Origin of the sequence: Corynebacterium sp. HMSC14H10 (assembly GCF_001807105.1) — a bacterium.
Taxonomy (GTDB): Bacteria; Actinomycetota; Actinomycetes; order Mycobacteriales; family Mycobacteriaceae; genus Corynebacterium; species Corynebacterium jeikeium_D.
Genome location: NZ_KV787414.1, coordinates 122,229 through 145,626, shown reverse-complemented (window position 1 = coordinate 145,626; position 23,398 = coordinate 122,229). Strand labels below are relative to the sequence as shown.

20 protein-coding genes are annotated in these 23,398 nt (G+C 60.5%); 3 read left to right on the top strand and 17 right to left on the bottom strand.

Annotated elements, in window-relative coordinates; genetic code table 11:
• Nucleotides 1–12: 12 nt before the first annotated feature.
• The 4 genes from rimI to HMPREF3135_RS03965 are packed head-to-tail and all read right to left on the bottom strand — an operon-like array spanning nt 13 to nt 4,450.
• On the bottom strand, nt 13–492 hold the full coding sequence (gene rimI / locus HMPREF3135_RS03980) for a ribosomal protein S18-alanine N-acetyltransferase (RefSeq protein WP_070438156.1): 480 nt from the start codon (nt 490–492) through the stop codon (nt 13–15).
• Nucleotides 489–1,139 (bottom strand): tRNA (adenosine(37)-N6)-threonylcarbamoyltransferase complex dimerization subunit type 1 TsaB, encoded by a 651-nt coding sequence (gene tsaB, locus HMPREF3135_RS03975; RefSeq protein WP_070438153.1) that lies wholly within the window; start codon nt 1,137–1,139, stop codon nt 489–491. Before tsaB ends, rimI begins: the two co-directional genes overlap by 4 nt.
• A gap of 30 nt (nt 1,140–1,169) precedes the next feature.
• The gene (alr, locus tag HMPREF3135_RS03970) at nt 1,170–2,783 is read right to left on the bottom strand and encodes an alanine racemase (RefSeq protein ID WP_070438150.1); all 1,614 of its coding nucleotides are present in this window, start codon (nt 2,781–2,783) and stop codon (nt 1,170–1,172) included.
• Entirely contained in the window at nt 2,780–4,450 is a 1,671-nt protein-coding gene (locus HMPREF3135_RS03965; protein WP_070438147.1) for an NAD(P)H-hydrate dehydratase, read from the bottom strand. The genes alr and HMPREF3135_RS03965 overlap by 4 nt, the downstream gene beginning before the upstream one ends.
• Before the next feature lie 24 nt (nt 4,451–4,474).
• On the opposite strand from HMPREF3135_RS03965, the gene HMPREF3135_RS11115 reads away from it, so the two are divergent.
• Both HMPREF3135_RS11115 and HMPREF3135_RS03950 read left to right on the top strand, forming a co-directional pair.
• A complete protein-coding gene (locus HMPREF3135_RS11115; RefSeq protein WP_083280608.1) occupies nt 4,475–5,551 on the top strand; it encodes an esterase/lipase family protein in 1,077 nt (358 codons plus the stop codon).
• Between the two features lie 219 nt (nt 5,552–5,770).
• Entirely contained in the window at nt 5,771–7,123 is a 1,353-nt protein-coding gene (locus HMPREF3135_RS03950; RefSeq protein ID WP_070438138.1) for an HNH endonuclease signature motif containing protein, read from the top strand.
• Here HMPREF3135_RS03950 and glmS read toward each other — a convergent pair.
• On the bottom strand, nt 7,106–8,980 hold the full coding sequence (gene glmS, locus HMPREF3135_RS03945; RefSeq protein ID WP_049190374.1) for a glutamine--fructose-6-phosphate transaminase (isomerizing): 1,875 nt from the start codon (nt 8,978–8,980) through the stop codon (nt 7,106–7,108). The genes HMPREF3135_RS03950 and glmS overlap by 18 nt on opposite strands.
• 111 nt (nt 8,981–9,091) lie before the next feature.
• Between glmS and HMPREF3135_RS03940 the strand changes: the two genes are divergently transcribed.
• Nucleotides 9,092–9,943 (top strand): dienelactone hydrolase family protein, encoded by an 852-nt coding sequence (locus HMPREF3135_RS03940; RefSeq protein ID WP_049169967.1) that lies wholly within the window; start codon nt 9,092–9,094, stop codon nt 9,941–9,943.
• Between the two features lie 15 nt (nt 9,944–9,958).
• Here HMPREF3135_RS03940 and HMPREF3135_RS03935 read toward each other — a convergent pair whose 3' ends face one another.
• The 12 genes from HMPREF3135_RS03935 to HMPREF3135_RS03880 all read right to left on the bottom strand — a co-directional run bounded on the left by HMPREF3135_RS03935 (nt 9,959) and on the right by HMPREF3135_RS03880 (nt 23,384).
• Nucleotides 9,959–10,240, bottom strand: coding sequence for a hypothetical protein (locus HMPREF3135_RS03935; RefSeq protein ID WP_049190377.1), 282 nt, complete (start codon nt 10,238–10,240; stop codon nt 9,959–9,961).
• The gene (locus HMPREF3135_RS03930; protein WP_246816256.1) at nt 10,240–11,502 is read right to left on the bottom strand and encodes a procyclic acidic repetitive family protein; all 1,263 of its coding nucleotides are present in this window, start codon (nt 11,500–11,502) and stop codon (nt 10,240–10,242) included. The genes HMPREF3135_RS03935 and HMPREF3135_RS03930 overlap by 1 nt, the downstream gene beginning before the upstream one ends.
• A gap of 32 nt (nt 11,503–11,534) precedes the next feature.
• Nucleotides 11,535–11,870 carry a hypothetical protein gene (locus HMPREF3135_RS03925; RefSeq protein ID WP_049169972.1) on the bottom strand — a complete coding sequence of 112 codons (336 nt, stop codon included), beginning with the start codon at nt 11,868–11,870 and terminating at the stop codon, nt 11,535–11,537.
• A gap of 100 nt (nt 11,871–11,970) precedes the next feature.
• Nucleotides 11,971–13,161, bottom strand: coding sequence for a hydroxymethylglutaryl-CoA synthase (locus tag HMPREF3135_RS03920; protein ID WP_070429831.1), 1,191 nt, complete (start codon nt 13,159–13,161; stop codon nt 11,971–11,973).
• Nucleotides 13,162–13,359: 198 nt separating this feature from the next.
• Nucleotides 13,360–14,415 carry a hydroxymethylglutaryl-CoA reductase gene (locus tag HMPREF3135_RS03915; RefSeq protein WP_049190384.1) on the bottom strand — a complete coding sequence of 352 codons (1,056 nt, stop codon included), beginning with the start codon at nt 14,413–14,415 and terminating at the stop codon, nt 13,360–13,362.
• A 93-nt stretch (nt 14,416–14,508) separates the two neighbouring features.
• Nucleotides 14,509–15,594 carry a phosphomevalonate kinase gene (locus HMPREF3135_RS03910; protein WP_070438132.1) on the bottom strand — a complete coding sequence of 362 codons (1,086 nt, stop codon included), beginning with the start codon at nt 15,592–15,594 and terminating at the stop codon, nt 14,509–14,511.
• Nucleotides 15,595–15,606: 12 nt separating this feature from the next.
• Nucleotides 15,607–16,584: a diphosphomevalonate decarboxylase gene (gene mvaD / locus HMPREF3135_RS03905; RefSeq protein WP_048731502.1), complete on the bottom strand. Its 978-nt coding sequence runs from the start codon at nt 16,582–16,584 to the stop codon at nt 15,607–15,609.
• Nucleotides 16,581–17,606: a mevalonate kinase gene (gene mvk, locus HMPREF3135_RS03900; RefSeq protein ID WP_246818307.1), complete on the bottom strand. Its 1,026-nt coding sequence runs from the start codon at nt 17,604–17,606 to the stop codon at nt 16,581–16,583. The genes mvaD and mvk overlap by 4 nt, the downstream gene beginning before the upstream one ends.
• 4 nt (nt 17,607–17,610) lie before the next feature.
• The gene (idi, locus tag HMPREF3135_RS03895) at nt 17,611–18,267 is read right to left on the bottom strand and encodes an isopentenyl-diphosphate Delta-isomerase (protein ID WP_016422095.1); all 657 of its coding nucleotides are present in this window, start codon (nt 18,265–18,267) and stop codon (nt 17,611–17,613) included.
• 16 nt (nt 18,268–18,283) lie between these two features.
• Complete coding sequence (gene glmM, locus HMPREF3135_RS03890; RefSeq protein ID WP_016422094.1) at nt 18,284–19,627, bottom strand: phosphoglucosamine mutase; 1,344 nt, start codon at nt 19,625–19,627, stop codon at nt 18,284–18,286.
• Between the two features lie 102 nt (nt 19,628–19,729).
• Nucleotides 19,730–21,418, bottom strand: coding sequence for a VanW family protein (locus HMPREF3135_RS03885; RefSeq protein ID WP_070438199.1), 1,689 nt, complete (start codon nt 21,416–21,418; stop codon nt 19,730–19,732).
• A 43-nt stretch (nt 21,419–21,461) separates the two neighbouring features.
• Entirely contained in the window at nt 21,462–23,384 is a 1,923-nt protein-coding gene (locus HMPREF3135_RS03880) for an acyltransferase family protein (RefSeq protein ID WP_070438126.1), read from the bottom strand.
• Nucleotides 23,385–23,398 lie beyond the last annotated feature (14 nt).

Sequence of the window (23,398 nt, the reverse complement as noted above, 5' to 3'; positions counted from 1 at the left end):
ATACGTCAACATCTAGCTGGCCAACTCAGGCCGACACATCGTGTACGCATCCGCCCCAGAGCCCGGATAATAGTTCTTTCGCAGCCCCATATTCTCGAAGTCATAGCGCCGATACATGGCGATTGCGGGTTCGTTATCTGTGCGAACTTCCAAAAACACCGGGCCCGGATCCTCCGCCACAGCTGCTATCAGCGCGTCCATCAGCTGCGTCCCAAAGCCCCGGCGCTGCCACTTCTTCCCCACCCCGATGGTGTGAATCTCGTACTCGGCGGCACCCGCAGGCCCCAGCTTGGTAATCCCCGCATAGCCGCACAGTTCTTCGTCCTCGTCCACATCTGCAATCAGCCCGACGTAGAAATTGTTCGGCGCGGCCAGCTCGGCCATAAAGGCCGATTCCGACCAGGGATCGTCGCCGGCAAATAGCTCCGCCTCAATCGCCGCACACGCCTTGGCCGCAGGAGGTCCGAGACGCACTAGCTTGACGACGCTCATCTCATAGCCTTCGGGACAACGGCATCCGGACGGCGCAAGTACAGCGGCACCAGTGGGCCCGGCGCGGAGTCAAAGTCGACCGCTTCAACCATGGCTGTCGGAGTGGGAAAGACTTGTTCGGCAGCAACCTCAAGCCCGGCAATTTGCTCGATGTGGCTGAGGCTGCCGCGGGCCTGGCTCGGCGCGAAATCGTCGACTTCTGCTACAAGTTCTTCCTTGAGCAGCTCCATGACGTCGGCTGGCTTGGCCACTGCCGGACCGAAAACCCGCTGGCCATCGCGGTAGGCGGCGAAGTACACCTCGCGGCGGCGGGCATCGGTGACGACCAGTTCATCGCCAACACCACCCGCGAGCACATCCAGGCTGCAGATGCCGTAGCAGGGAATTCCCAGAGCGTCGGCGAAGGAGGCTGCGGTGGCCATACCAACGCGCAAGCCCGTAAACGGCCCCGGACCACAGCCGACAACCACGGCGTCTAGTTCGGTCGCGGCCACGCCACTGTCGGCGAGGCACTGCTGAATCAGTGGTACCAGCACCTCGTTGTGCGCGCGGGCATCCAGGTGCAGCTGCTCGGCCACGGTTTCACCATCGCGGACAATTCCCGCGGTGACCTGTGGAGTCGATGTGTCAACGGCCAAAATGTTCATACTCAGTAACCTACTTGAACCGACTTGAAGCTACTTGCTCCACTTCCAGGTGACGACGCGGGCATCGTCGTCACGCGAACGATCGATGCTCACCTGCAGATAGCGCTCGGAGAGCACCTCGGCGAGCCCCATTCCCCACTCGGCGACCACGACGCTGTCCTCAAGGTCGGTATCCAGATCGAGCGAGTCCAGCGCATCGAAGGCCTCGCCATCGGAGCCGGGGCCCTCTTCGCCGAAGAGTCTATAGGCGTCGACGTGGATGAGGGTGACGCCGTCGGTTGCAAGCGGACGGTGCTCGCGGGCGATGGTGAACGTCGGCGACGTCACGCGACCGCGCACGTTCATGCCACGGGCGATGCCCTGCGTGAGGGTCGTTTTGCCCGCGCCGAGTGGGCCATCGAGAATCACCAGATCCCCAGCTGCCAACTCCCGGCCAATCTCCTCGCCGAGGTCACGCATGTCCTCTGCGGTTGGCACGAGCCGGCTGCGCACCCACTTTCGCTCGCTGCGTCCCTTCGGCGCGGTGAGGATTTCATAGTTAATGGTGCCGGATGCCTCCGCGAGGTCATCGAGACCGGGCTCCCCCAGCGTGCGATCACCGACGATAACCGCAGTGTCGCCGGCCTCGACTTCGGTGTCGGGCCCCAGGTCGACGACGAATTGATCCATACACACGCGCCCTACCTGCGGATAGCGCGTGCCATTGATGCTGACCTCGAAATGCCCGGAGGCCGAGCGCATCATACCGTCGGCGTAGCCACAGGGCACGATGCCGATGGTGGTATCGCGGTCAGCTGTCCACGTCTGTCCGTAGGACACCGACTGCCCCGCCGGCAGCTTCTTGACCAATATGACCGACGCTTCCCACCTCATCGCCGGACGCAATCCATGGGTGATCCCCACAATTGGCTCGCCACCATAAATCGCCAGCCCTGGACGCACCATATCGAAGGCCAGGTCAGGACGTGACAACGATGCCGGCGAATTCGCCGCATGGTTAATCAGCTCGTCCAGCCCCGCCTCACGCAGTGCCGCAATCGCAGCACAGAAATTCTGTGCCTGCTTATCGACGCTCTCGTGGCCCGGCTCATCCGCGCACGCAAAGTGCGTGAAAGCACCGGTGACGTTCAGAGCACCGGTCTTGTGCAGCTCAACCAGCTGAGCGACCGCATGCTCAAAGTCCCCATTGGCCATAGAGAATCCCGAGCGCCCCAAGCCCGTATCGACCATCACCGTCACACGTGGTGTCACCGACAGCGCCCGCCCGGCATTGGCCACGACCAGCGCATGAACCATCGACGGCAGACCGAGGTCAATATCTGCAGCCACAGCTCGCTGCACCAACGAGGTGGCCGCTGCGTCCCAGATCCAGGCAAGGATGGGGATGGCGTGGCCGTCGTCAAGCGTGGCGCGGAGTTCCTCGCGGAGGGAGAGCGCCTCGTCGATTGTTGCGACACCGAGCTGCGTTGCCCCGCCGGCCAGCGCGGCACGCGCGGTCTGCAGCGCACCCTGCGAGTAGCCGTCCGCCTTGACGACGGCCATGAATTCCGACACCCCTGCGATGGCCTTGACGGTCTTCACATTGTGGGTGATCGCGTCGAGATTAACGGTATGGGTCAGGATGGCTGGTGCCGAGGAAGTCATAGCCGTATTTTGCCACTGCTGCCTTCGTTGGTGAACCATGCGGTGGCATCTCGGATGGATTCGGCGATGTCCTGGGCGCTGCAGGGTGCTGGTCCGAACTCTGTCTGCGCGGCCAAAAATGCGGCGCGCGCATGAATAATTGCTGGTAGATAGAGGGCTTCGCCACGCGCTACCCAGGCGCCGAGGAGCCCGGACAGTACATCGCCAGAGCCCGGCGTGGCTGCCCAGGAGCTACCCGCGTCAACCACGACTGTGCGCTGCGTTGTCGGATTGACCATCACAGTGCGGCGTCCCTTGAGCAACACTTCGGAGGAGAACTGCTCGGCAAGTTCACGCGCATCTGCGATGGGGTTAGTGACCTCGTGCCCGGTCAGGCGCTCGAATTCACCGGCGTGCGGCGTGAGAACAGTGCGCAGGTTGCGCTCCTGGCCGCGCTCACGAACGAGCTGTCGGATGTCCTCATGCTTCGACAGCAGTGTCAGTGCGTCAGCGTCGATGACCACTGGTTTGTCAGTGGTCAGAATGTCTCGCAGTTCCTCGGCGGCTTTCTCATCAGTGCCCCGACCGGGACCGACGACCCAGGCATCGACGCGTACCTCTTTGCGATCCACCGAGTCCTGCTGCGCAATGACCGTCGGCAAGGCTGCGGTGATGCGGTTGCGTGCGGCCGCGTCGCCGACATAGATGACCGCGGGACTGGTCGCATGCACGGCAGCGGTGGCGCACAGCTGACCTGCGCCCGGATACGCTTCGCTTCCGGCAGCGATTCCTGTAACTCCAGTGGAGTACTTGTGGTCAGCTGCACCGGGTTCGAGCGGGGTCATCGCGCCAAGTGGTGCCGGAAAGCTCCCGCCTAGGGCTTCGTAGAACTCCACGGTCGGAGTCTGGTGGTGGACGGCATTGTAGGTACCGTTTTCATAGAGCGTCTGCCCCAGTCCTGGAAGTTCGAGGGAGAAGGCATCGAGCGCAATTTCGTGTAATTCGACGGTGCCACAGGATTCGGACAGCGAGTGCGCGTAGCGCAGACCGCCGAAAGTCACCGTTGTCGTGGCCTCCACGTGAGATGGCAAGTACGGGTTCTGTCTCTCCTCCAAATCAGGGTCTGGATTGATGGTCTGGGCAGGCGGGTCAAAAGCACGCCCAGTATCGGTTTCTACGCCGCTCGGCACATCAACCGCGAGAATGGGAACTTTGCCCAACCGCGCTTCGCGCACCAACCACGCGGCCTCTTCACGCAGCGCGCCGTGACCTCCGAGCCCCACGATGCCGTCGATGATCAGTGCGTAGTCTTCACTAATCGACCACAGAATCTTCGATAAATCCGTCTCCCGGTCACACCCCAACGGCAGCACCCGCCCACCTGCGAGTTCAAAAGCTTTCAGTGCCCGCTCGTGTGGCTTCGAGCCCAGCAAAACCGCATCCACGCCATGCCCATCCGAGGACAAGTTTCGGCCAGCATAGAGTGCATCGCCACCATTGCCTCCCGATCCAACCAACAGCAGCACGCGACCGCGACCAGGCTCCGGAGATGCCTCTGAGAGCATCCGCTCCGCCACCTCCGACACAGCGGCGGCTGCGTGGCGCATGAGTTCGTCGTCACGCGTTTGTGCGTCCAGATAGGGCTGTTCCGCGGCGCGAATTTCGGCAGCTGTGTAGCAGTACGTCATAAACCCAGCCTACGATTAGCCCCTATGGATGACTACTCCCCGAGCACGCGAGTTTTCGGCCCTCTACTGCGCGCCTTTCCCCAGGCATACCTGCGCTCGTTGCGTCATCCCGAATGGATCCCCCACGGCGTGCAGGACGTTCGCGAAATCCTCGACGGCAAAATCACTCCCGACCTGGACAGATACAACGGTCGCATACCAATTGTCCTGGTTCACGGCACCTGGATGAACTCGTTCAACTCCTTCGCCATGTTGGGGCCGTTCCTCGCCCGGAATCGCCCCGTATTCTCACTCGATTACGGCTCCGACCCCGCCGCGCTGGTCAGCCGTCTCCGTAGCGTCAAAGCCACCACCGATTTAAGCGATGCGCTCGCCGAAGTCACCGACCTTCTCGACCGCTTCCGAGCCCAACTCTCCCTTCCCCGCATCGACCTCATCGGTCATTCCCAGGGCGGTCTGCACTGTCGCAGTTACGCCAACGCGAGCATCGATTCGCTTTACGACGACGCCCTCAACCATGGCCTCAACGAAGAAGAAGCCGAGCAGTACGCCTCCGACAACAGCCCCGTGCGGGCAGTGATCTCGCTTGCGGGAAACCACCGAGGCACTACTGCGTGGGGCATGCGCCGAAGGCTCAGTGCCCTTGAGCGATGCGGCCTACCGATGCACAAACTCGTCGACCGCCTTGTCGGCCGTGCCTGCATTCAACAGCTGCTGGACTCTGACTACATTGCGACTCTGAACCGCGCAGCGCGTGGCATTACCCGACGCGGTCCGCACTACCTGAATATCGGCACTCCTTTTGACACCGTGGTTCGCCCGTGGACCGGCGCCTTTTTGCCCGAACAAGAGGGGCACCACATTACGAACGTCAACAATGCCACTGGCGGTGGCGACTGGTCTGATCACCTCGCACTGCTCTACTCCCCCAATACGCTCGAACGCATTCACGAGTTCTTGGAGGAACTGGATGGCGCTGAAGCTGGTGATGTCCCGCATCATCCGCGACAGCGAGTCCTGCCTATGTACGGCGCTCTGCCGACAGGTCTCGGGCGGCGGAGTCTCGGGCGGTGGGGTCTCGGACGGAGGGACCGGATCTAATTCAGCACAGAATTTTAGAACGTATTTCCAGAATTCTATTGACAGTTTTTCAAACAGGTGTACGATTTGGGTTGTAGGGAAAATTTGTAAGCGAAAGTTCTTTGTCTGGTGCACAGAAGTCGGCGGGACTGGTTGAAACAGCCTCCACCACGCTTCTCTCCACCACAGAACACAATCTTCAATTCTCCGGCGGACACGTAGTAATCAGGGGGATAACCAATGTCATCGCCGCCCACAGAACTTCCAGCACCAGGTCAAAAGCCCTCATGGGCCAACCAGCAATCCGACGACCCGATTAGCATCGCGGCCCGTGCCATCAACGCCGCAGACCTTCAACTCATCGATATCTGCGCTCCCGGCGACGAGGTCGATGTCAATCACCATCTTGCCCGCATAAGCATTCGAACCGGCCTTAGCCGCGGCAAGTGTTCTACGCTGTGCGAAATTGCGCTGATGTTCGAACGCCTACCAAAAGTCCGGGCTCTCATCGAATCCACCTTCTGTTTCTCGTTAGCCCATCTCCGCGCCATCGCCAATGGCGTTGCCGGGCTGTCACCAGATCAGTTCGACACGGTAGAGCCCCATCTTTTGGAAATGCTCACTCCGACGCGACCTCGACAAGCAATGGTTGGTGTCTACACGCTGTCTCGTCTAATCGGCGACTTGGTTTCTGAGTACAACGACTGCGCCCGCAACGACGGCACCCAACGGGTGCCAGAAGGCGAAGCGGTCGCACTCGCCGACACGGGCGATGGCAAGCACAAAAAGGTCACAGCAATCCTTGAAAACGACCGCGCGACCGAGCTCATGGCAAGAATCCAGGGGATTCGCAACACCGCAATCAATCGCGGTGAACAGTGCACGCAGGCGGAAGCGCTACTACAGCTGGCACAGAATTCGACCAATGCCGAGATTGTCATCAATGTCTACCGCGAGGTCGGCGGTGGGCCAGCATGGATTGATGGCATCGGCTGGTTGAGCGAGGTAGCCACCGAAGAATGGATTGCTCGCGCAACTCACATCCGTATCTCCGCCGATAGCAAGGTGGATGGTTACCGCCCCACCGAGAGCCAGGTGGCTCGCGTCCGTGGGCGTGACGGTACCTGCCGCTTCCCCGGCTGCGACGTCCCGGCAGCCAAGTGCGACCTGGACCATATTCAGCCGTACAACCACGACAATCCCAAGCAGGGCGGGCCTACTGACACGGAGAATCTGCACTGTCTCTGCCGCCGACACCACAACCTAAAAACGCACGGGGGCTGGGACATCGATCGGTTCCCTGATGGAACAGAAGTGTGGACTTCCCGTGATGGAGACACCGCGACTAGCGTTCCGGTTGGGCCGCTAAAGAACGTCGGCAAGCAAACTTTTCATCAGCGTGTGACACGGAAGATGAAGACGATTCAGAAACGCAACCTCGATTGGATGTTGTCATTTTGCGACGTACCTGACGAGGTCTGGGAGCTAACAGAGGAGGAAGAAAAACGCATCGAGTCCCTCACGGATGAAGAACTCGATGCGGAGATTGAGCAGTACCGACGAAAGCAGGACGAACTACTCGACGGTGACTGACTTAGCCAGGTTGCGCGGCTTATCGATGTCCTCGTTACCGCACTGGCGAGCAATCTCAGCTGCCAGGAACTGCATCGGAATCGTAGACAACAGCGGCTGGAGCAGCGTGGAGGTCTCCGGGATCTCAATCAGGTAGTTCGCAAACGGAACCACCGACTGATCCCCTTCTTCGGCAATCACGATGGTCTTAGCGCCACGGGCACGAATCTCCTGGATGTTGGAGACAATCTTGGAGTGCAGCACGGCGCGCCCCTTCGGCGATGGCACTACGACGACGACCGGAAGATCATCCTCGATGAGTGCAATTGGGCCATGCTTGAGCTCGCCTGCCGGGAACCCCTCTGCGTGAATGTAGGCAAGCTCCTTGAGCTTCAGCGCACCTTCAAGTGCGACTGGGAAGCCAACGTGTCGGCCGAGGAAGAGCATCGTCGGGATAGCACCGATTTCCTTGGCCATGTCGATGAACTCATCGCCCTTAGCGACGACCTTGTCAATCAGTGCCGGGATGGTCTCCAGCTCTTCAAACTCGCGAGTGACCTCATCCGGGTACTTAGTGCCGCGTGCCTGGGCAAGAGCCAATCCGACCAGGTAGTTTGCGGCTACCTGCGCCAGGAACGACTTGGTTGCAGCAACACCAATCTCCGGGCCGGCGTGCGTGTAGAGCACGGCGTCAGACTCACGCGGAATCTGTGCACCGTTGGTGTTACAGACAGCCAGCACGCGGGCGCCCTGGCTCTTTGCGTGTCGCACGGCCTCAAGGGTGTCCGCAGTCTCACCCGACTGCGAAATAGCGACCACCAGCGTCTGGCGGTCCAGCACCGGATCGCGGTAGCGGAACTCGGAAGCGACCTCAATCTCGACCGGGATACGAACCCAGTGCTCAATGGCGTACTTGGCCAACAAACCAGAGTGGTATGCGGTACCACAGGCGACGACGAAGACCTTCTCGATGTCACGCAGATCTTGGTCACTCAGGCGGGACTCGTCGAGAACGATGCGGCCGTCAACGAGGTGACCGGCCAACGTATCGCGGACGGCGGCAGCCTGCTCGTGGATTTCCTTCATCATGAAGGAGTCATAGCCACCCTTTTCGGCTGCGGCGAGATCCCAGTCGATGGTGAATGGTCGACCCTGCTGCTCATTGCCGGCGAAATCCAGAATGCGGTAGTCATCTGCGGTGATGATGACGACGTTGTCCTGCCCCAGCTCCACGGCCTCGCGGGTGTGCGCGATGAAAGCCGCAACATCGGAGCCGAGGAACATTTCGTTTTCGCCCACCCCGACAATCAGCGGAGTGGAGCGACGAGCAGCGATGATGCGATCCGGGTGGTCTGCATGAGTAAACAGCAGCGTGAAAGCACCCTCGAGGCGGTTGAGCACGGACAGCGCAGAGGCCTCGAAATCACCAGCGGTAGATCCGCCGTCGGAACCGTCCAGGGCACGGGCGAGCATGTGCGCGGCGACCTCGGAGTCGGTTTCGGACTTCAGCTCAATGCCGGCATCCTCCAGCTCCTGACGTAGCGGAGCAAAGTTCTCGATAATGCCGTTGTGGACGATAGCCACCTTGCCGTCATAGGACTGGTGTGGGTGGGCATTCTCATCAATTGGGCGACCGTGGGTAGCCCAGCGGGTGTGCCCAATTCCGGTGGTTCCAGTGATTTTGTCGCGCCCATCCGCATCAAGGGCAGCCTCGAGGTTGGCGAGTTTACCGGCCTTCTTCTCTACAGTGATATGCCCCTGATCGTCGACAATGGCAACCCCCGCGGAGTCATAGCCACGGTATTCCATGCGTCGTAGCGCATCGACAGCAATATCCAGGGCGGGCTGATGGCCCACATATCCAACGATTCCACACATGTCCTACAGAATAACCCGCGAAGCGGAAAATCGTCATAACGAAATAGACATTCTCGCTCATCCTGGCACTTTTTCAGCAAAGGTATGCACCTTATAGTTAAGCTATTCACTGTGGCTGACAACTTGAAGACTCTGACATCTAATCTTTCCAAGCGTGGACCGCACCGCGTCATGGTCGGTGATCTCGCTTTTACTGGCCTGCCGGGAAAGGTCTACACGCCTGCCGAGGGCAATGGCATCCCCGGTATCGCCTTCGCACACGATTGGCGCACACCGATTGAGGAGTACCACGCCACGCTGCGTCACCTAGCTTCGTGGGGCATCGCGGTCGCTGCTCCGGACACCGAAAATGGCATCGTGGCAGATCACCGTGGTCTCGCCAACGATTTGGAGACAGCGCTCCAGATTCTCGCTGGTGTCCGCCTCGGAGAGGGCAAGGTCGTCGTCCACCCGAAGAAACTCGGCGTTGCCGGCCACGGCATGGGCGCTGGCGTAGCCGTCCTCGCCGCCGCTGGTCACGACCTCATCTCCGGCGTTGGCTGCGTCTTCCCCGCAACTACCGCGCCTTCCTCCAGCGCCGCTGCAACTAATGTCTCGGCTCCGGGCCTCGTCCTGGCCCCTGGCGAGGATCAGTGGCTCGATCGCGGCAACCCGGCTCGCCTGGCTGTTCAGTGGAAGGGCGATGTCGTTTACCGCGAAGTAGACAAGGCTGACCAGGGCAGCTTCTCGGAAACAACTCTTCTCCGTCGTCTAGCGGGCTTCTCTTCCTCCAAGGTGAAGTACCAGGAGGTCGCGCGCGCCGCACTCACAGGCTTCCTGCTGGCCACGGTCGGTGACGACAAGAAGTACTCAGATTTCGCAGACCCGACCGCCACTATCAAGGGCACAACTAACCGCGACATGGAGTGGCTCATCAAGGAGCTGCCGGAAAACCCGGAGCACTCGCTGATTCCCGGCAAGTAGTCACTAGGCCACGCTTCAGGACACGCCCCGAATCGACTTCACCGTCGGCGTCCCTTTCCCCGCCCGCCCGAACAACCGCGTAACGGTTCCCTTCGGTCGGGCGGTTTTTTGTTGCTTTTCGACGCCCGCCGCCACCTCCCTCTCCTTAATTTCGCGTGCTTTACGACGCTCCTCCAAACCCTGCAATTCTTTCTGTGCCCTCTGTACCGCCGTATCGAACTCCTGCCTAGTCATTGCAGCAGCGTCGTAATAGGCCTGCCCAATCCGGTCATATTTCGCGGCATGCTTACTCCCCATTACCACTCACCTGCCGTTGGCGAATTGACCGCGCCCACAAGCTCCTGGGCGTTGGGCTGCTCAGGGGGCTCGGGCACAGCTGAAGCAGATTCCTGCACTGATGCTGCCGAATCCTGGGCTGGTGCTGGCTGCGGCTCTGCTTGTGGTTCTGGCTGCGGTTCCGCTCGCTGTTCTGCTTGCGTCTCCTGTGGCAGCTCGATTCCCAAGTGCTTTAGTTTCTCAGCTGGAGGAGGCGGTTCAGGAACATTTTCAGGTTCGGGCTCGGGTTCAGGTTCGGGCTTGGGTTCAGGTTCGGGCTTGGGTTCTGGTTCGGGTTCCGGCACACAGTCCTCCGGCGCAGGAGCTGGTGCTGGTGCTGGTGCTGGCGCAGGTGCCTGTTCGCACACTGGCTCTTCCGTCTCCGTGCACATGTCTAAGTTGAGCAGTGAGGACGCGACACTGCCTGCAACCCCGACAGCTCCCGCAATTCCAGCGATACTGGCCGCCCCGGCAGCGCCAATGGCACCTCCAACGGATATTCCAGCAGCAACGCCTGCCTCTATCCCAATATCAACGTTGGCAACGACCCCAATTCCACCAGCGGTAGCACCGTTGCCACCGGTTACAGTAGCTCCTTCGCCACTCCCAGACTCAGCCACCTCTGCACAGGCCGCCGAGGTAGCACCCGAACTGGCTGGAACAGTAGGAGGCTGCGGCGGGGTGGCGACCACCGCGGCCTCAGTGTCACACGCTGCCTGCTCAAGACACTGCTCGATGCAACTATTACGCGCATCGTAGAGCTGACCAGTGGAGTCGACGAGACTGTTACACACCTGCTGGGCCACTTGTGCGGCTTCGGCGCCGACCTCCGGATCGTCGACAAGCGCTTCGCACTGAGAGAGGATGCCGTCGGTTTGCTCAGCCATATCTTCGGCCTGCTTCTCGCAATCCTCAAGGACCTCGTCGACTTTCTTGCCGCACTCGCCGACGCTCTGCGCGCCATTGGCGGACTGCTCATCCTGATTCGCACAGTCCTGCGCAGCTTTATCGCAGCGCTCCTTGGCGGCGTCGGCGGCATCGCCTTTCAAACCGCCCCAATCGAAAGCCATAGCAATAGTTATCGCGGAGGCTATCAACCCCACGGAGTTAGAGAACTTGGACAGGGCGCTGCCCTTCCAGCCGTCAGCGCGTCGCACCTTATCCAAGACTTTGGGCAGATTCTTGCCGATGCCGCCAACCCCGCGCTTGGCTCCAATACGGCTTCCACGGCCAATAACACGCACCAATATCGGAAGAATTCGAGCAACCCATGGCATCAGTCCACTACCTCAATTCCACCGAGGTCGGCGCTCCCGGCGCTGTCACAGCCTGCAAAGACACGCCACTGTTCCCGCACTGCCGGAGCATGATTGCCAAGTCCCGCGTACATCGATTGCCCGTGCTCACGCAGCCTCGCTGCCGCCTGCTGCAGACGGCGCCCCTGGGCGGCAAAACCCTGGCCACAATCTGCTGCGGAAATATCAGGAGCGCTTCCCCACCGCTCATGGCCTTCACGGCCGCGCTGCTCGATCTCTCGGGCAGCCGCTGTCACTGCATCTTCCGAAAAGTGCAGCAAGCCTCCGCCACTGCCTCCAGTAAAACGTGCGGACACGAAAAATCCCCTTCCCCGCGAAAAACAGTTCTTATTACTGTTAGGCGCGAAAAAAGAGGATTCGGTTCCGTCTAAGTACTAGCGCGGGTGCCCCCGGGGGCTAACGAGCGCGGTAGATGCGCTTACACCCCTCAACACCGGTGAAGCTGAATGGGCCGGTGCCAATCAGGGCGTCGTCTCCCAGGTTGGAGTACTCACCCGGATCTTCATGCGTCACCTGAGCGTGGCGGTAGTAGGTCGGATCATCGAGCTTCACGCGTTCAGCCAGTTCACGCGCATTATCTGCGGCGCGTAACTGGGACTCGTAGCCCTCGACCACATTGCCGGTGAGGAACTCAGCAACCGAGCCGGAACCGTAGGAGACAACAGCGACCTTCTTACCAGCCAGGTCCTTCTCGGTATCCAGCAGCGAGAGCAGGCCGAAGTAGGCCGATGCGGTGTAGGAGTTACCGATGATGCGGTTGTACTCGGTGGTTGGGCCGAGCTGGCGGGCCTCGTCCTCCGCGGTGAGCTCCACACCGTTATTGGCCGAAAGCTGCCGGTGCGCCTTGTAGGCCATCTTGGTAAACGGCTGGTGGTAGCTGAAGTAGTCAATCTCGCTGAAGTCCACACCGCCGCGGGCACGGTAGTCCTCGTAAGCACCCTGAACAGCGTCGATGTAAGCACTAATAGAGAGCTTGCCCTCCACCAACGCCTGGCTGCGGTGGTTCGGCCGCCAGAAGTCCATAACTTCGCGGGTAAAGACGCCCGAAGCCGCATCGATAGCCAGGATGCGCGGATTAGCGGTCACCAGCATGGCTACAGCACCTGCGCCCTGGGTCGGCTCCGCAGCGGAGTCCAGGTCATAGCGGGCAATGTCGGAGGCGACAACGATGACCTTCTCCTCCGGATTGCGGGCCACCAGAGCGCACGCGAACTGCAGCGCCGCGGTACCGGAGTAGCAAGCCTGCTTCAGCTCGACAGATCGCGCGTGCGGGTCAAGACCGACCAGCTCGTGGACATAGACAGCAGCGGCCTTCGACTGGTCGATACCGGTCTCAGTGGCGAACATGATGGTGCGCACGCCGTCGATACCGTGGCGGTCAACGATCTTCTTCACCGCGGCCGCGGCCATCGTCACCGGATCTTCATCAGAGGCAACCACGCTGGAGCGTTCCTGCCCCAGGCCCTTGTGGTACTTTGCCGGTTCCGCTCCGAGTCGGGGCGCAATATCGGCGAGGTCAATGCAGTACGAACCCGTCGCAAAGGCGATGTCATCAATACCGATCGGGGTCACATTGCTTGTTGTCATCAAAACCGTGCCTTCACTACCTCTACAGATTTTTAAGAAATAACGGGCAACGAAACATCCCCATGTCATCAGAGCAGTCATCAGACCACGGGATATTTTGCCCACAAAATTTTAATTGCCTACTACAGAAATCTAGCGCGTTTACCTGAGATTTGTCTTAGGTTTTGCGAATTGTCGCAAACGACTATTCACAAACCGCTACTTCGCACGCTCGATAGAAACGTGCGCCTCCATCAGCTCACCCGGATTCGTCTGTGCCGCGAGCAGGGAAAGCTCACCACACCAGACGATTGCCGCGCAGCACGCTGCTAGACGACGGGCATTCTCGCCCGGCTCACGGTCCTCCTTGCAGCCCAGCGCCGTGAGATTCTTCTCCACGAAGTCCAAGCCCTTGCCGTTGCCCACGGAACCGACGATCAAATGTGGCAGGGTGCAGCTAAAGCGCACGGAGCCGTCGTCAAGCGCCTCTACCTGCGTCAGCCCCTGCGAGCCTTCGACGATATTCGCAGCGTCCTGACCGGTAGCGAGGTAAAAGCCCAGCAGCATATTGGCGTAGTGCGCATTACCGCTGCGCAGCGAACCGGCCATGATGGAGCCGACGAGGTTCTTGCGTTCGTTGAGCTCAGCCAGGCGCTTGGCAGTTGTGCGCAGACGCTCGCGGACAACCGGCTCCGGAATGACGGCCTCGGCGATCACGTACTTACCGCGGCCCAGAATGCCATTGACTGCGGAAGTCTTCTTATCGGTACAGAAGTTGCCCGAGATCGAGCCATAGCCCAACTCTGGCATCTGTTCCATCAGGTAGGACATCAAACGCTCAGACGCCAGCGTGGCCATGTTGTGGCCCGAGGCGTCACCGGAGAAGAAGTCAAAGCGGACAAAGAGAAGACGCGATGCGATCTGGAAGTGAATATCTACCAGCTTGGCAAAACGCGAGGAGGACTCCACGACCTTCTTCAGCTCGTCATAACGAGACAGGATGTTGTCGCGCGCAATGACGGCATCAGCTGCCGAGTCGAGAGTGAAAATCACCGATCGGGTCATCTTCTCACCGACGAAAGTGCAGGTAATGCCACCTTCGATCATGCGGGAGACCTTCGCACCGCGACCACACGACGGCCACAGCGGGGTCTCGTAAGTCGCCAGCGGAATCTTCACCTCGTCATTCATGACGTTGCCACTAATGCGCACCGGACCAATCCAGCTCAGCGGTACGTGTGCATATTCCAGGTCGTGCGAGCTCTTTTCAGCCATTGTCCTAAGCGACCCTTTCTAGCTGCATGCAGCTTCGGTTCCCAGCTTCTGTAAATTTCAGCTGTCTTAAATTCTACGGTCAAAAAACTGTGGTCAAAGTTGAGCGGCCAGCTTCAGCGGCAACGGCTGGATGCCAGCGGTTTGCCAGCGCGCGGTGATGTCCGCGGCAGTCTCCTCGGCATCGGCATCTTTTGAGACTCCCACCAGCGCGATTCCACAGTCACCACCACCGGAGCCACTGCTCTTGCCCGCGGCCCCCGCGCCATCGGCGATGTCGGCGAGCGCTTTCAGTTTCTCCGTCTCGATGCACACAGCACGCTCACGCTCATAGTCCTGCAGCAGCGTCCGATTCTCACGCAGGCAGGCAAACGCCGCCGTGTGGTCGCCGTCGGCAAGCGCCTGCCAGAGTCTTTCGCTTATCGACGAGACCCCGCGCACAAAATCACGGTCTGCGCCACCGGCCTTCTTCAACTGCGAGTCCGTCTTCACCGGACTGCCCGTCCAGCCGACCAACAGTTGTAGCCCACCGAGGTCGGTGCGGGCGTCAATGCGAAGATTCGGCCACGGTGCCGCCACGGCAGCGACAGGATCAGCCGCCACGAGCTCTGCGAGCGCCGTCGGATTCGGCCGGCGATAGAGCACCACCCCGCCGTGCGCGGAGCACGCGATATCGCCGCCGGAACCAGCTGCACCAGCCAGAAGCGTGGCCACCATCGCAATCTTGTACACGTCCAGTGAATCCAGCTCCAGACCCAGGTGCGTCCCCAGCGCACGAGTTACAGCCACAGCGACAGCCCCGGAGGATCCCAGGCCATACTTCGCACCACTGTCGGCGTCATCGAGGTCTGATTCAATGACGATATTTATGGGGCGCTCTGGGGTGTTTTCCAACTCGCCCGCAGCAATGCGATAGACCAGGGAAATCGTATGGGTAGCGATGTCATCTGGTGCATCGATATCAATGACGCGCCCCTGCGGGCCGTAATAGCTGGAGTACACGCGAGAGACCGGCTGCGATGGTTCGGCATCGCGGCACCGAACTGTCACATAGCGGTCGACACCTGCGATGACGGCCAGCCCCTCGACATCCATCACCGCATACTCACCAGTGAGGTACAGCTTGCCGCAGCCACGGCCGATGGACTCGCCTTCGATAGGTCCGCCTTTAGCGTTGCTCAACTACTCCCCCAGCTACACCAGGTAAGCGCCGGGGCCGGAGCCGGAAACCAGCACGTCAATATCCTCGAACTCTGCGCGGAAACGATCCGCGATGGTCTCGGCATCGCCGCTGCGGCACAGCACCTTCACGTTCGGCCCGGCATCCATGGTGGCGTAGCACTCGGTGCCCTCGTCACGCAGCGTAGCGACGAGATCGAGAGCCGCCACCGAATCCGGATTCCAGTACCGCACCGGAGGAAGAGCCCCCAGCATAGTGGCGTGCATGCGCATGGCATTGGCCTCGGCAAGCTCGCCGACCGCAGTGAAGTCCGCAGCGGCAATGGCGGCCTTCATGTCCTCGATATCACGAGGCACCTGCTCCACCCAGGCCGGGAAGAACGGTGATGTCTCGACCGTGCGACGCATGGCGGCACGGCTGTCAATCTTCTTGCGCCCCGGGGCCAAAACCGCCACGACCAGGGAGAGATCCAGGCCGGAATCCGGCAGAGCCACTGCGTGGCTGGAAGCATCGTCATCGCCGGGCAGCCACTCAACGAGGCCGCCGAAAATAGAGCGACAGGCCGAGCCCGAACCGCGACGGGCCAGAGCCGAGAGCTGTTCCGGGGTGTAGTCCAGGCCGTAGGCCTTCGCCGCGGCCAGCGCGAGAGCGCCAAAACCCGACGCGGACGAAGCCAGACCCGCACCCGTCGGAATCTCGTTGGTGCTGGTCACCTCTGCGAAGCTAGTGCTGCCCGCACGCTCGCGGACCAAATCCAAAAACTTCTGGACACGGGAGAGGTCCTTGCCCACCATCTCCTGGCCGTTCAGAGTGCCCGAGTCGGCGGTGACGCTGGGATCGTCGATAAGCGACACCGTGGTCGTCGTCGGAGCGATGCCCAGAGTAAGGGACAGCGAACCTGTGGCCGGTAGCTGCACGGCCTCATCGCGCTTGCCCCAGTATTTAATCAGAGCGATGTTGGGATGAGCGACGGCGGTAGCGGTCGTGGTCACGAGGGATTTACCTCCACAGTCCAAGTAGCAACGGCATTGGCGCCCATCATGGCATGGCTAATCAGTTCCGCGTGATCGGCGGACTCTGCCAGCGCCATCACACAGCCACCGCAACCGGCACCAGTGAGCTTTGCCCCGTGGGCACCTGCCAGTCGGGCGGCAGTGACGAGATCGGTAATGGACTCATGCCCAACACCTAGTTCCTCTAGCGCTTCCTGCGCCGAGTCCATGCGATGTCCCAGACGGGCAAAATCGCCCTTGGCCAGGTTGTGCACCGCGCCATCGGCCAGCTGCCCCAAGTGGTCCAACAACTCTTGGCCGTGGACTCGGTGGGAATCGACGAAACCACGCACGCGGGCAACGGCCAGCGACGTCGAACCACGCACACCGGTATCCCCCAGCACCAGCAACATCTTCTTGGCCACCTTCAGCGGATGGAACTCACCCTGCTTGAAGTAAACCGGACGCGATGTGCGGGCAACCGTGGCATCCAGGCCAGAGGGGTTACCGTGCGCCAGACGCTCAGCTTCCTGCACCAGGTCAAAGCGCTGACGCTCGGTCAGAGTGCCATCGGCGAGGTCACGCACTGCGTCGATAAGCGCATGTGCCACTGCGGCAGAACCACCCAGCCCTGCGGCGGGCGGGATACCAGAGCGGAGACGAACCAGCAGGTCGCGTTCGGGAATACCGAAGGTGCGCAGGCCAGCGCGGAGTGCAGCGGCGATGGAGGCAAAGCGCTCCGGCAGCTCGTCGATGTCGATGACCTCGCCGTCCATGGAAAACAGGACTGGAGAATCCTCCACGCGGTCAATCCACGCCATCGTGCGCAGCGACGTCACCGGCAGTGCGATAGCCGGCTTGCCGTAGACGACAGAGTGCTCGCCCAACAAAATCGACTTGGCATGGCCTTCACCGAATGCGGCACCCTGTTCATTGGCCAGGGCATAGAACTCCCCGGTCTCCAATTCCTCGGACTTGTCGAGGCCGAAGTCGTCGACGCTGGCGTTTTCTACGCTGGTCACGAAGCTACACATCCTTTTCCGAAACCGACTGTGCGGCAGCCTGCGCCTCTGCGGGGCCATGGATACCCGGCACACCCGCAATGTCGAAACCGTACTTGGAGAACTTCTCCGCCCCGACACCCCAGACGTGGTTAAACCACTCCGTCATCGGTTCGTTCGCGCGACGTTCTGCGAGCTCCTGCGGGGTCACGTACACCACTTCATCGACCTCATCGGGGTTGATATCCACCGACTTCGGATCGACGATGCCGGCGTACACGTGGTTGTACTCGTGCTCTGCCAATCCCGAACGATCATCGATGACCTGGTAGATAACAATGCCGATTTCCTCCAACTGGGAGACATCCGCACCGAGCTCTTCCTTCGCACGACGCTCAACGGCATCGGCCACCGGCTCCCCCGGCAGTGGGTGCGAGCAGGTCGCATTCGTCAGTAGCAGTGGTGAGTGATACTTCGACTCCGCACGGCGCTGCAGCAGCATGCGTCCCTGCTCATCGAAGAGGAAAAGAGAAAAAGCACGGTGCAAAATTCCCGGCGGAACGTGTGCTTCAAGCTTGCCGACGGTACCGAGAACCCGACCGTCACGATCGACCACCTCTACCTGGATGTCGGCTTCACCCGGGGCAAAGCGGGCTTTAATGTCCTCTGGCGCGTCATTCATTTCCACACTCCTGACTCTAGACTGCGGCCACAACCGCAGCTAACTCCCCGGCAATCTTGCGGGCCGATTCCGCATCGGCGGCCTCCACCATGACGCGGAAGAGCTCCTCGGTGCCGGACGGGCGCAACAGCACGCGACCGGTGGAACCCAGCTTCTCCTCGGCTGCATCGATGGCGGCCTTGACCTCATCAGACTCCAGAATTGCGGCCTTGTTGGACACCGGCACGTTGATAAGAGTCTGCGGCAGCACCTTCATTACGGAGGCCAGCTCAGCCAGAGACTTACCGGTGCGTGCCATCCGCGCCATGAGGTACAGACCGGTGAGGGTGCCGTCACCAGTGGTGGCGTGATCCGGAATGACCACATGCCCCGACTGCTCACCGCCGAGCGAGTAACCGCCGGCGTTCAAATCTGCCAGCACGTAGCGGTCGCCGACCTTGGTGGTACGCAGGGCGATATCGTTTTCCTCCATCGCCAGCTTGAGGCCGAGGTTACTCATCACAGTGGCCACCAGCGTGTTGTGGTGCAGTAGCCCCTCTTCCTTCATGGCGACGGCCAGGATGGCCATGATTTGGTCACCATCGACGATGTTGCCCTGCGAGTCCACAGCCAGGCAGCGGTCGGCATCGCCATCGTGAGCCAGACCCAGATCCGCGCCGTGCTCCAGCACTGCCGCGCGCAAAACCTCAATGTGGGTGGAACCGCAGTTGTCGTTGATGTTGTAGGAGTTCGGCTTGTCATGAATAGCGACGACGTCGGCACCGGCGGCCGCGTACGCCATGGGGGCGGCCTGCGAAGCAGCACCATTTGCACAATCCACTACGACGCGAATGCCGTCGAGCTTGGTGCTGACCGCACGGGAGAGGTGGAACAGGTAGCGGTCGAGCCCGTCTGGGGCCTCCTCGATGACACGCCCCACTCCGGTGCCCGTGGGGCCGGTCTCCGGCAGGTTGTGGAGAGCGTGTTCGATTTCCTTCTCCACCGCGTCGTCAAGCTTGGTGCCGCCCGCGGCGAAGAACTTGATGCCGTTGTCCGGCATGGGGTTGTGAGAAGCCGAAATCATCACACCCATGTCGGCACCGTAGTCGTCGGTGAGGAAAGCGACAGCCGGAGTGGGCAGCACGCCGACACGCAAAACGTCGACGCCCTGGGAAGCCATGCCGGCAGACAGCGCTGCGGCGAGCATCTCACCGGAGACACGCGGATCGCGGCCAACAATGGCCAGGGGACGACGCCCCGACGGATTCGTGCCGCTAGTCAGCACAGTGGCCGCAGCAGCGCCCAGCCGCATTGCCAGCGGTGCGGTCAGAGTCTTATTCGCCAAACCGCGGACGCCATCAGTTCCGAAAAGACGTGCCATTGTTGCTAGACCACTCCTTGGGGGTTTTATGAGTTTTGGTATCGCGGACTATTGCATTGTCAATGCTGTATTACTTTAGCCGGTCGCGCAGGCGAATCCAGACTAGCCACAGGACACAATTGGCTGCGGGTCATAAACCGTAGTCTGAGTTTCACGCGAGATTTCCGCGCCCGAGAGGTCCCGAATGACGCGTGTGTCGGAAGTGGTAAAGCCCTGCGCACCCGACGACGGCTGGCAAGAGCTGCCACTGACCTGCATACGCTGCGGTTGCGTGTATGCCCAACGGCCACCATTGATGGACTCGACGTTGACCTTCTTCACACCCTTGATGCGCACAGTGACGTCGGAGCCAGTAGTAACGGCCTCGATGAGAATCGGAGTGTCGGAACTGTTCTTAAACGCTAGGTCGATTGCGCCCTCGTACACCGTCGCCTCACGGCCGGCCGGGTAACGCGAAATGTAGTAACTGTGCGGAGTGTGCGCGACATCCTCCATGCCCGCAAAGTACGAAGCATTGTACAAAGTGGTAGCGAACTGGCTAATGCCACCGCCGACAGCCTTATCCGCATGGCCGTTGAGGATGATGCCCGACTCGACAAAACCCTGCGCAGTACCGCGCGGACCCGTGTAGCCGTTCAGGCTGAATGTATCGCCCGGCGCCACGAATGCGCCGTTGACCATCTGCGACACCAGGGCAATGTTTGTTCCCGATGCCGAGCTGAAGCCACCGGTGGTGAACTCACCAATGACATCATCGAAGGTGGCACTTTCCGCTTGTTCGGTGGTGTAGGTGGCGGGCTTGTCCTCGTAGACCGCATCGAACTCGCGCTTATCCGTCGAAGTCACACGCTCGGCGAAGTCCTTCATAGTTTCATCCCACTTCACGGCTACGCCATCAACCGAGGGGACCACTTCACGCGAACCACCGCTGAAGCGTATCGACGCATTGCGCTTATCAACCTCGGAAGCAGCCAGCCCCTCCTCGAGGATCTCGCGTGCGCGGTCGACATTAATATCGGCGGCCAATCCACCGTCGCGCGGCACAAAGCTGATGATTTCAGCCATGCGCTCCGGAGGAATTACACCATCTTTGCCATCACGGCCCTTGGCAACAATGGGGCCCGACACCGCATCGGCGGCCTCTCCCTCAGCTGCCTCACGGACCTGATCCTCACCGATAGCCGGGTCGTGCGCGGTGGTCTCTACATCGATACCCTCCGGCGACAACCACTTGGCGGCCAAATCCCCGCTGACCGCATTGCGGTCGACATCTTGGCCGATGACCGGTGGAGTTGTTTCCACGCGGCCGTCGACAAGCTTGACCTCACCATCGACGGGAGCAATAGTCAGTTCGCCGACGAGACGGTCGACCTGCGGCTCGAACTTAGAGCTATCGATATCGCTGACCAAATCCAGCTCACGGGTAGTAAAGAAACTGCGCACCCAGGTAACTGGGTTCGCCGTCTGCTTACCCGCCTGCGCGACCGTCTTCTCCCAGTCGATGCTCAGCCCCGCCTCCTCGGGCAGAACCTCCGCCGTGCGTTCGCCGGCACGAAACGCCACTGGATGAGTGGAAAGATCACCGAGCTGCTCTTCGAGCTTCGCCTCAGCGTGATTCGCGCTCAGCGTGCTGATGTCAATACCCGCAACGGTAGACCCGCGCGGGACATGGTCCTTGTTCAGCACGTAATCGACAGCGTAAAACACACCGAAGAGCGCGAAGATACCGAGGACGATGCCGAGGAAAATCTTTAATCCACGGTGACTGGAGGAAGACTTTTGTTTGGCCACAGCCACTTACTTTACCGTGGAAACACTACTAACTAGATTTTTATTAGATTCCGCAGGTGTCCGGAATGCGTTTCTTGTTCTTCGCATACTGCTGGAAAGCATCGACCACGGCATTGGCATAGACCTCGGCGCCATCGGGGGTCGGGTGGATAAGGTCCGCGCGCAGCTTGGACAAATCATCACGCACACCATGGCACCAGTCAGCCACATAGACATTGTCGCGCTTCTTTGCCGCGTCGAGGACTTCCCTCTCCGACTGCGGCATCCACACACGATCACCGTACGGGTTGATTAGGACAATGATGCGGTCTTCACCCAGCGAATCGAGGATCTCATCCAACAGGTGTTCGTCCGATGCCGCAGCCGACTGATTGATACCAAGACCCAGCACGACGAATGGATCGAGCGTACCCGCCGCCTTCATACTCGCGATGATCTCCGGGGCGGCCGGATAACCACGGGAAACAGCCGCATCGATATAGATACCGGGCAGCTTCTCTTCCAACGCCGACGCCGAGGCGAGCATCACAGAGTCGCCGATAGCGGTGATCTGGTCACCACGCGGCATAACACGCTTGGCCAACTCGGCTTCCTCCGCCTTTTGTGCCTGTGCACGGCGCTCAGCTGCCTCCTGTAGCTGTGCCTCCAAACGCGTCATCTTCGGCGCCGTAGCCATTCCCACAACTGCACCAACCACGACGACCAGCGCCAGCCCTGCTGCAACGCGCGGCTTCCAGGAACCGGCAAACTGCGTGCCCGAAAACTGCAACATCCAACGGCGGTAACCCATCCGGCGAATTGGCGATTCCACATTCTTGTACGACCAGTTCGCCAAAAGCAGCGATAGCGCGATGCCTGCGAAGGCAGCGAGGTTCTCATACTGTATGGCCTCATTGCGCTCCAGCAGTTCGCGGATGAGCACGATGACCGGCCAGTGCCACAGGTACAGCGAGAAGGAAATCTTTCCCAGCCAGCACAGTGGCTTGAACTCAAAAATCTGACGCACGGGTGAGACACCGCGAACGACAAGATAGAGAATCGCCACCGACAGCAACGAGGCGAACACCAACCCACCGCGGTAAGTCGCCGACGCAGTATCCGACATCATCAGCAGAACCAACGAAAGGAAGATCAGAGGCAGCGAGGCCACTACGAAAGCTTGGGCAGAACTGCCAAAGAAGTCCCGCAGCAGGGGTTCTGTGCGTGGCCAGGAGTCCGCCTCTGCGCGTGACGACGTCGATGTCAACCACAATGCGAGGGCCGCGCCAAACAGGAGTCCAAAGGCGTGAGTATCGGTACCGTAGTAGACCCTCGTGGGGTCGACCTTCGGATCGTAGAGCGAGACCATCCACACGAAAGAAGCAACCGCCCCAATGCCCGCCACTGCTGCCAGCTTGCGAGATGCCAGCTTCAGGGCGAGAAGAGCCACAAAGATCAATGGCCAGAGCAAGTAGAACTGCTCCTCCACCGACAGTGACCAGTAGTGCGCTAACAGCTGCACTCCGGAATCCGCGAAATAGGACTGAGAACCCGCAATCTGCGTCCAGTTATTGACGAAAAAGACCGTGCCGAGAAACTGCGTCGACAAGCCAACAGCGGGATCCCCGCCGACCAGACCTGCGACGGCGATGGAAATAAACAACACGAACATCGCAGCCGGAGCGATGCGGCGCAGTCGACGGAGCCAGAAGTCCTTTAGATCGATGCGCCCAGTGACCGCGCGTTCGCGCACCAGAAGCGAGGTGATAAGAAATCCGGAGAGCACGAAGAAGATATCCACACCGATGTAGCCACCGGGCAGCACATTATCGAAGTAGTGGTAGATCACCACTGTGGCAACGGCCAGACCGCGCAGCCCATCAATGCCTGGTACGCGTCGAATGCGGAAGGGATGCTTCGCCACCGACGACGAGCTAGAGGAGCTCTTCGCGTCGGAGGTCTTGGTGGCTGTGGTGCTCACCGCCATACGGTTTCCTTCTT

Coding starts and splice junctions, on each gene's coding strand:
- HMPREF3135_RS11115 (WP_083280608.1), top strand. CDS start 4,475: ATGGATGACTACTCCCCGAGCACGCGAGTTTTCGGCCCTCTACTGCGC.
- HMPREF3135_RS03935 (WP_049190377.1), bottom strand. CDS start 10,240: ATGGGGAGTAAGCATGCCGCGAAATATGACCGGATTGGGCAGGCCTAT.
- tsaB (WP_070438153.1), bottom strand. CDS start 1,139: ATGAACATTTTGGCCGTTGACACATCGACTCCACAGGTCACCGCGGGA.
- HMPREF3135_RS03920 (WP_070429831.1), bottom strand. CDS start 13,161: ATGACAACAAGCAATGTGACCCCGATCGGTATTGATGACATCGCCTTT.
- HMPREF3135_RS03965 (WP_070438147.1), bottom strand. CDS start 4,450: ATGACGTACTGCTACACAGCTGCCGAAATTCGCGCCGCGGAACAGCCC.
- rimI (WP_070438156.1), bottom strand. CDS start 492: ATGAGCGTCGTCAAGCTAGTGCGTCTCGGACCTCCTGCGGCCAAGGCG.
- HMPREF3135_RS03950 (WP_070438138.1), top strand. CDS start 5,771: ATGTCATCGCCGCCCACAGAACTTCCAGCACCAGGTCAAAAGCCCTCA.
- glmM (WP_016422094.1), bottom strand. CDS start 19,627: ATGGCACGTCTTTTCGGAACTGATGGCGTCCGCGGTTTGGCGAATAAG.
- HMPREF3135_RS03880 (WP_070438126.1), bottom strand. CDS start 23,384: ATGGCGGTGAGCACCACAGCCACCAAGACCTCCGACGCGAAGAGCTCC.
- HMPREF3135_RS03915 (WP_049190384.1), bottom strand. CDS start 14,415: ATGGCTGAAAAGAGCTCGCACGACCTGGAATATGCACACGTACCGCTG.
- alr (WP_070438150.1), bottom strand. CDS start 2,783: ATGACTTCCTCGGCACCAGCCATCCTGACCCATACCGTTAATCTCGAC.
- glmS (WP_049190374.1), bottom strand. CDS start 8,980: ATGTGTGGAATCGTTGGATATGTGGGCCATCAGCCCGCCCTGGATATT.
- idi (WP_016422095.1), bottom strand. CDS start 18,267: ATGAATGACGCGCCAGAGGACATTAAAGCCCGCTTTGCCCCGGGTGAA.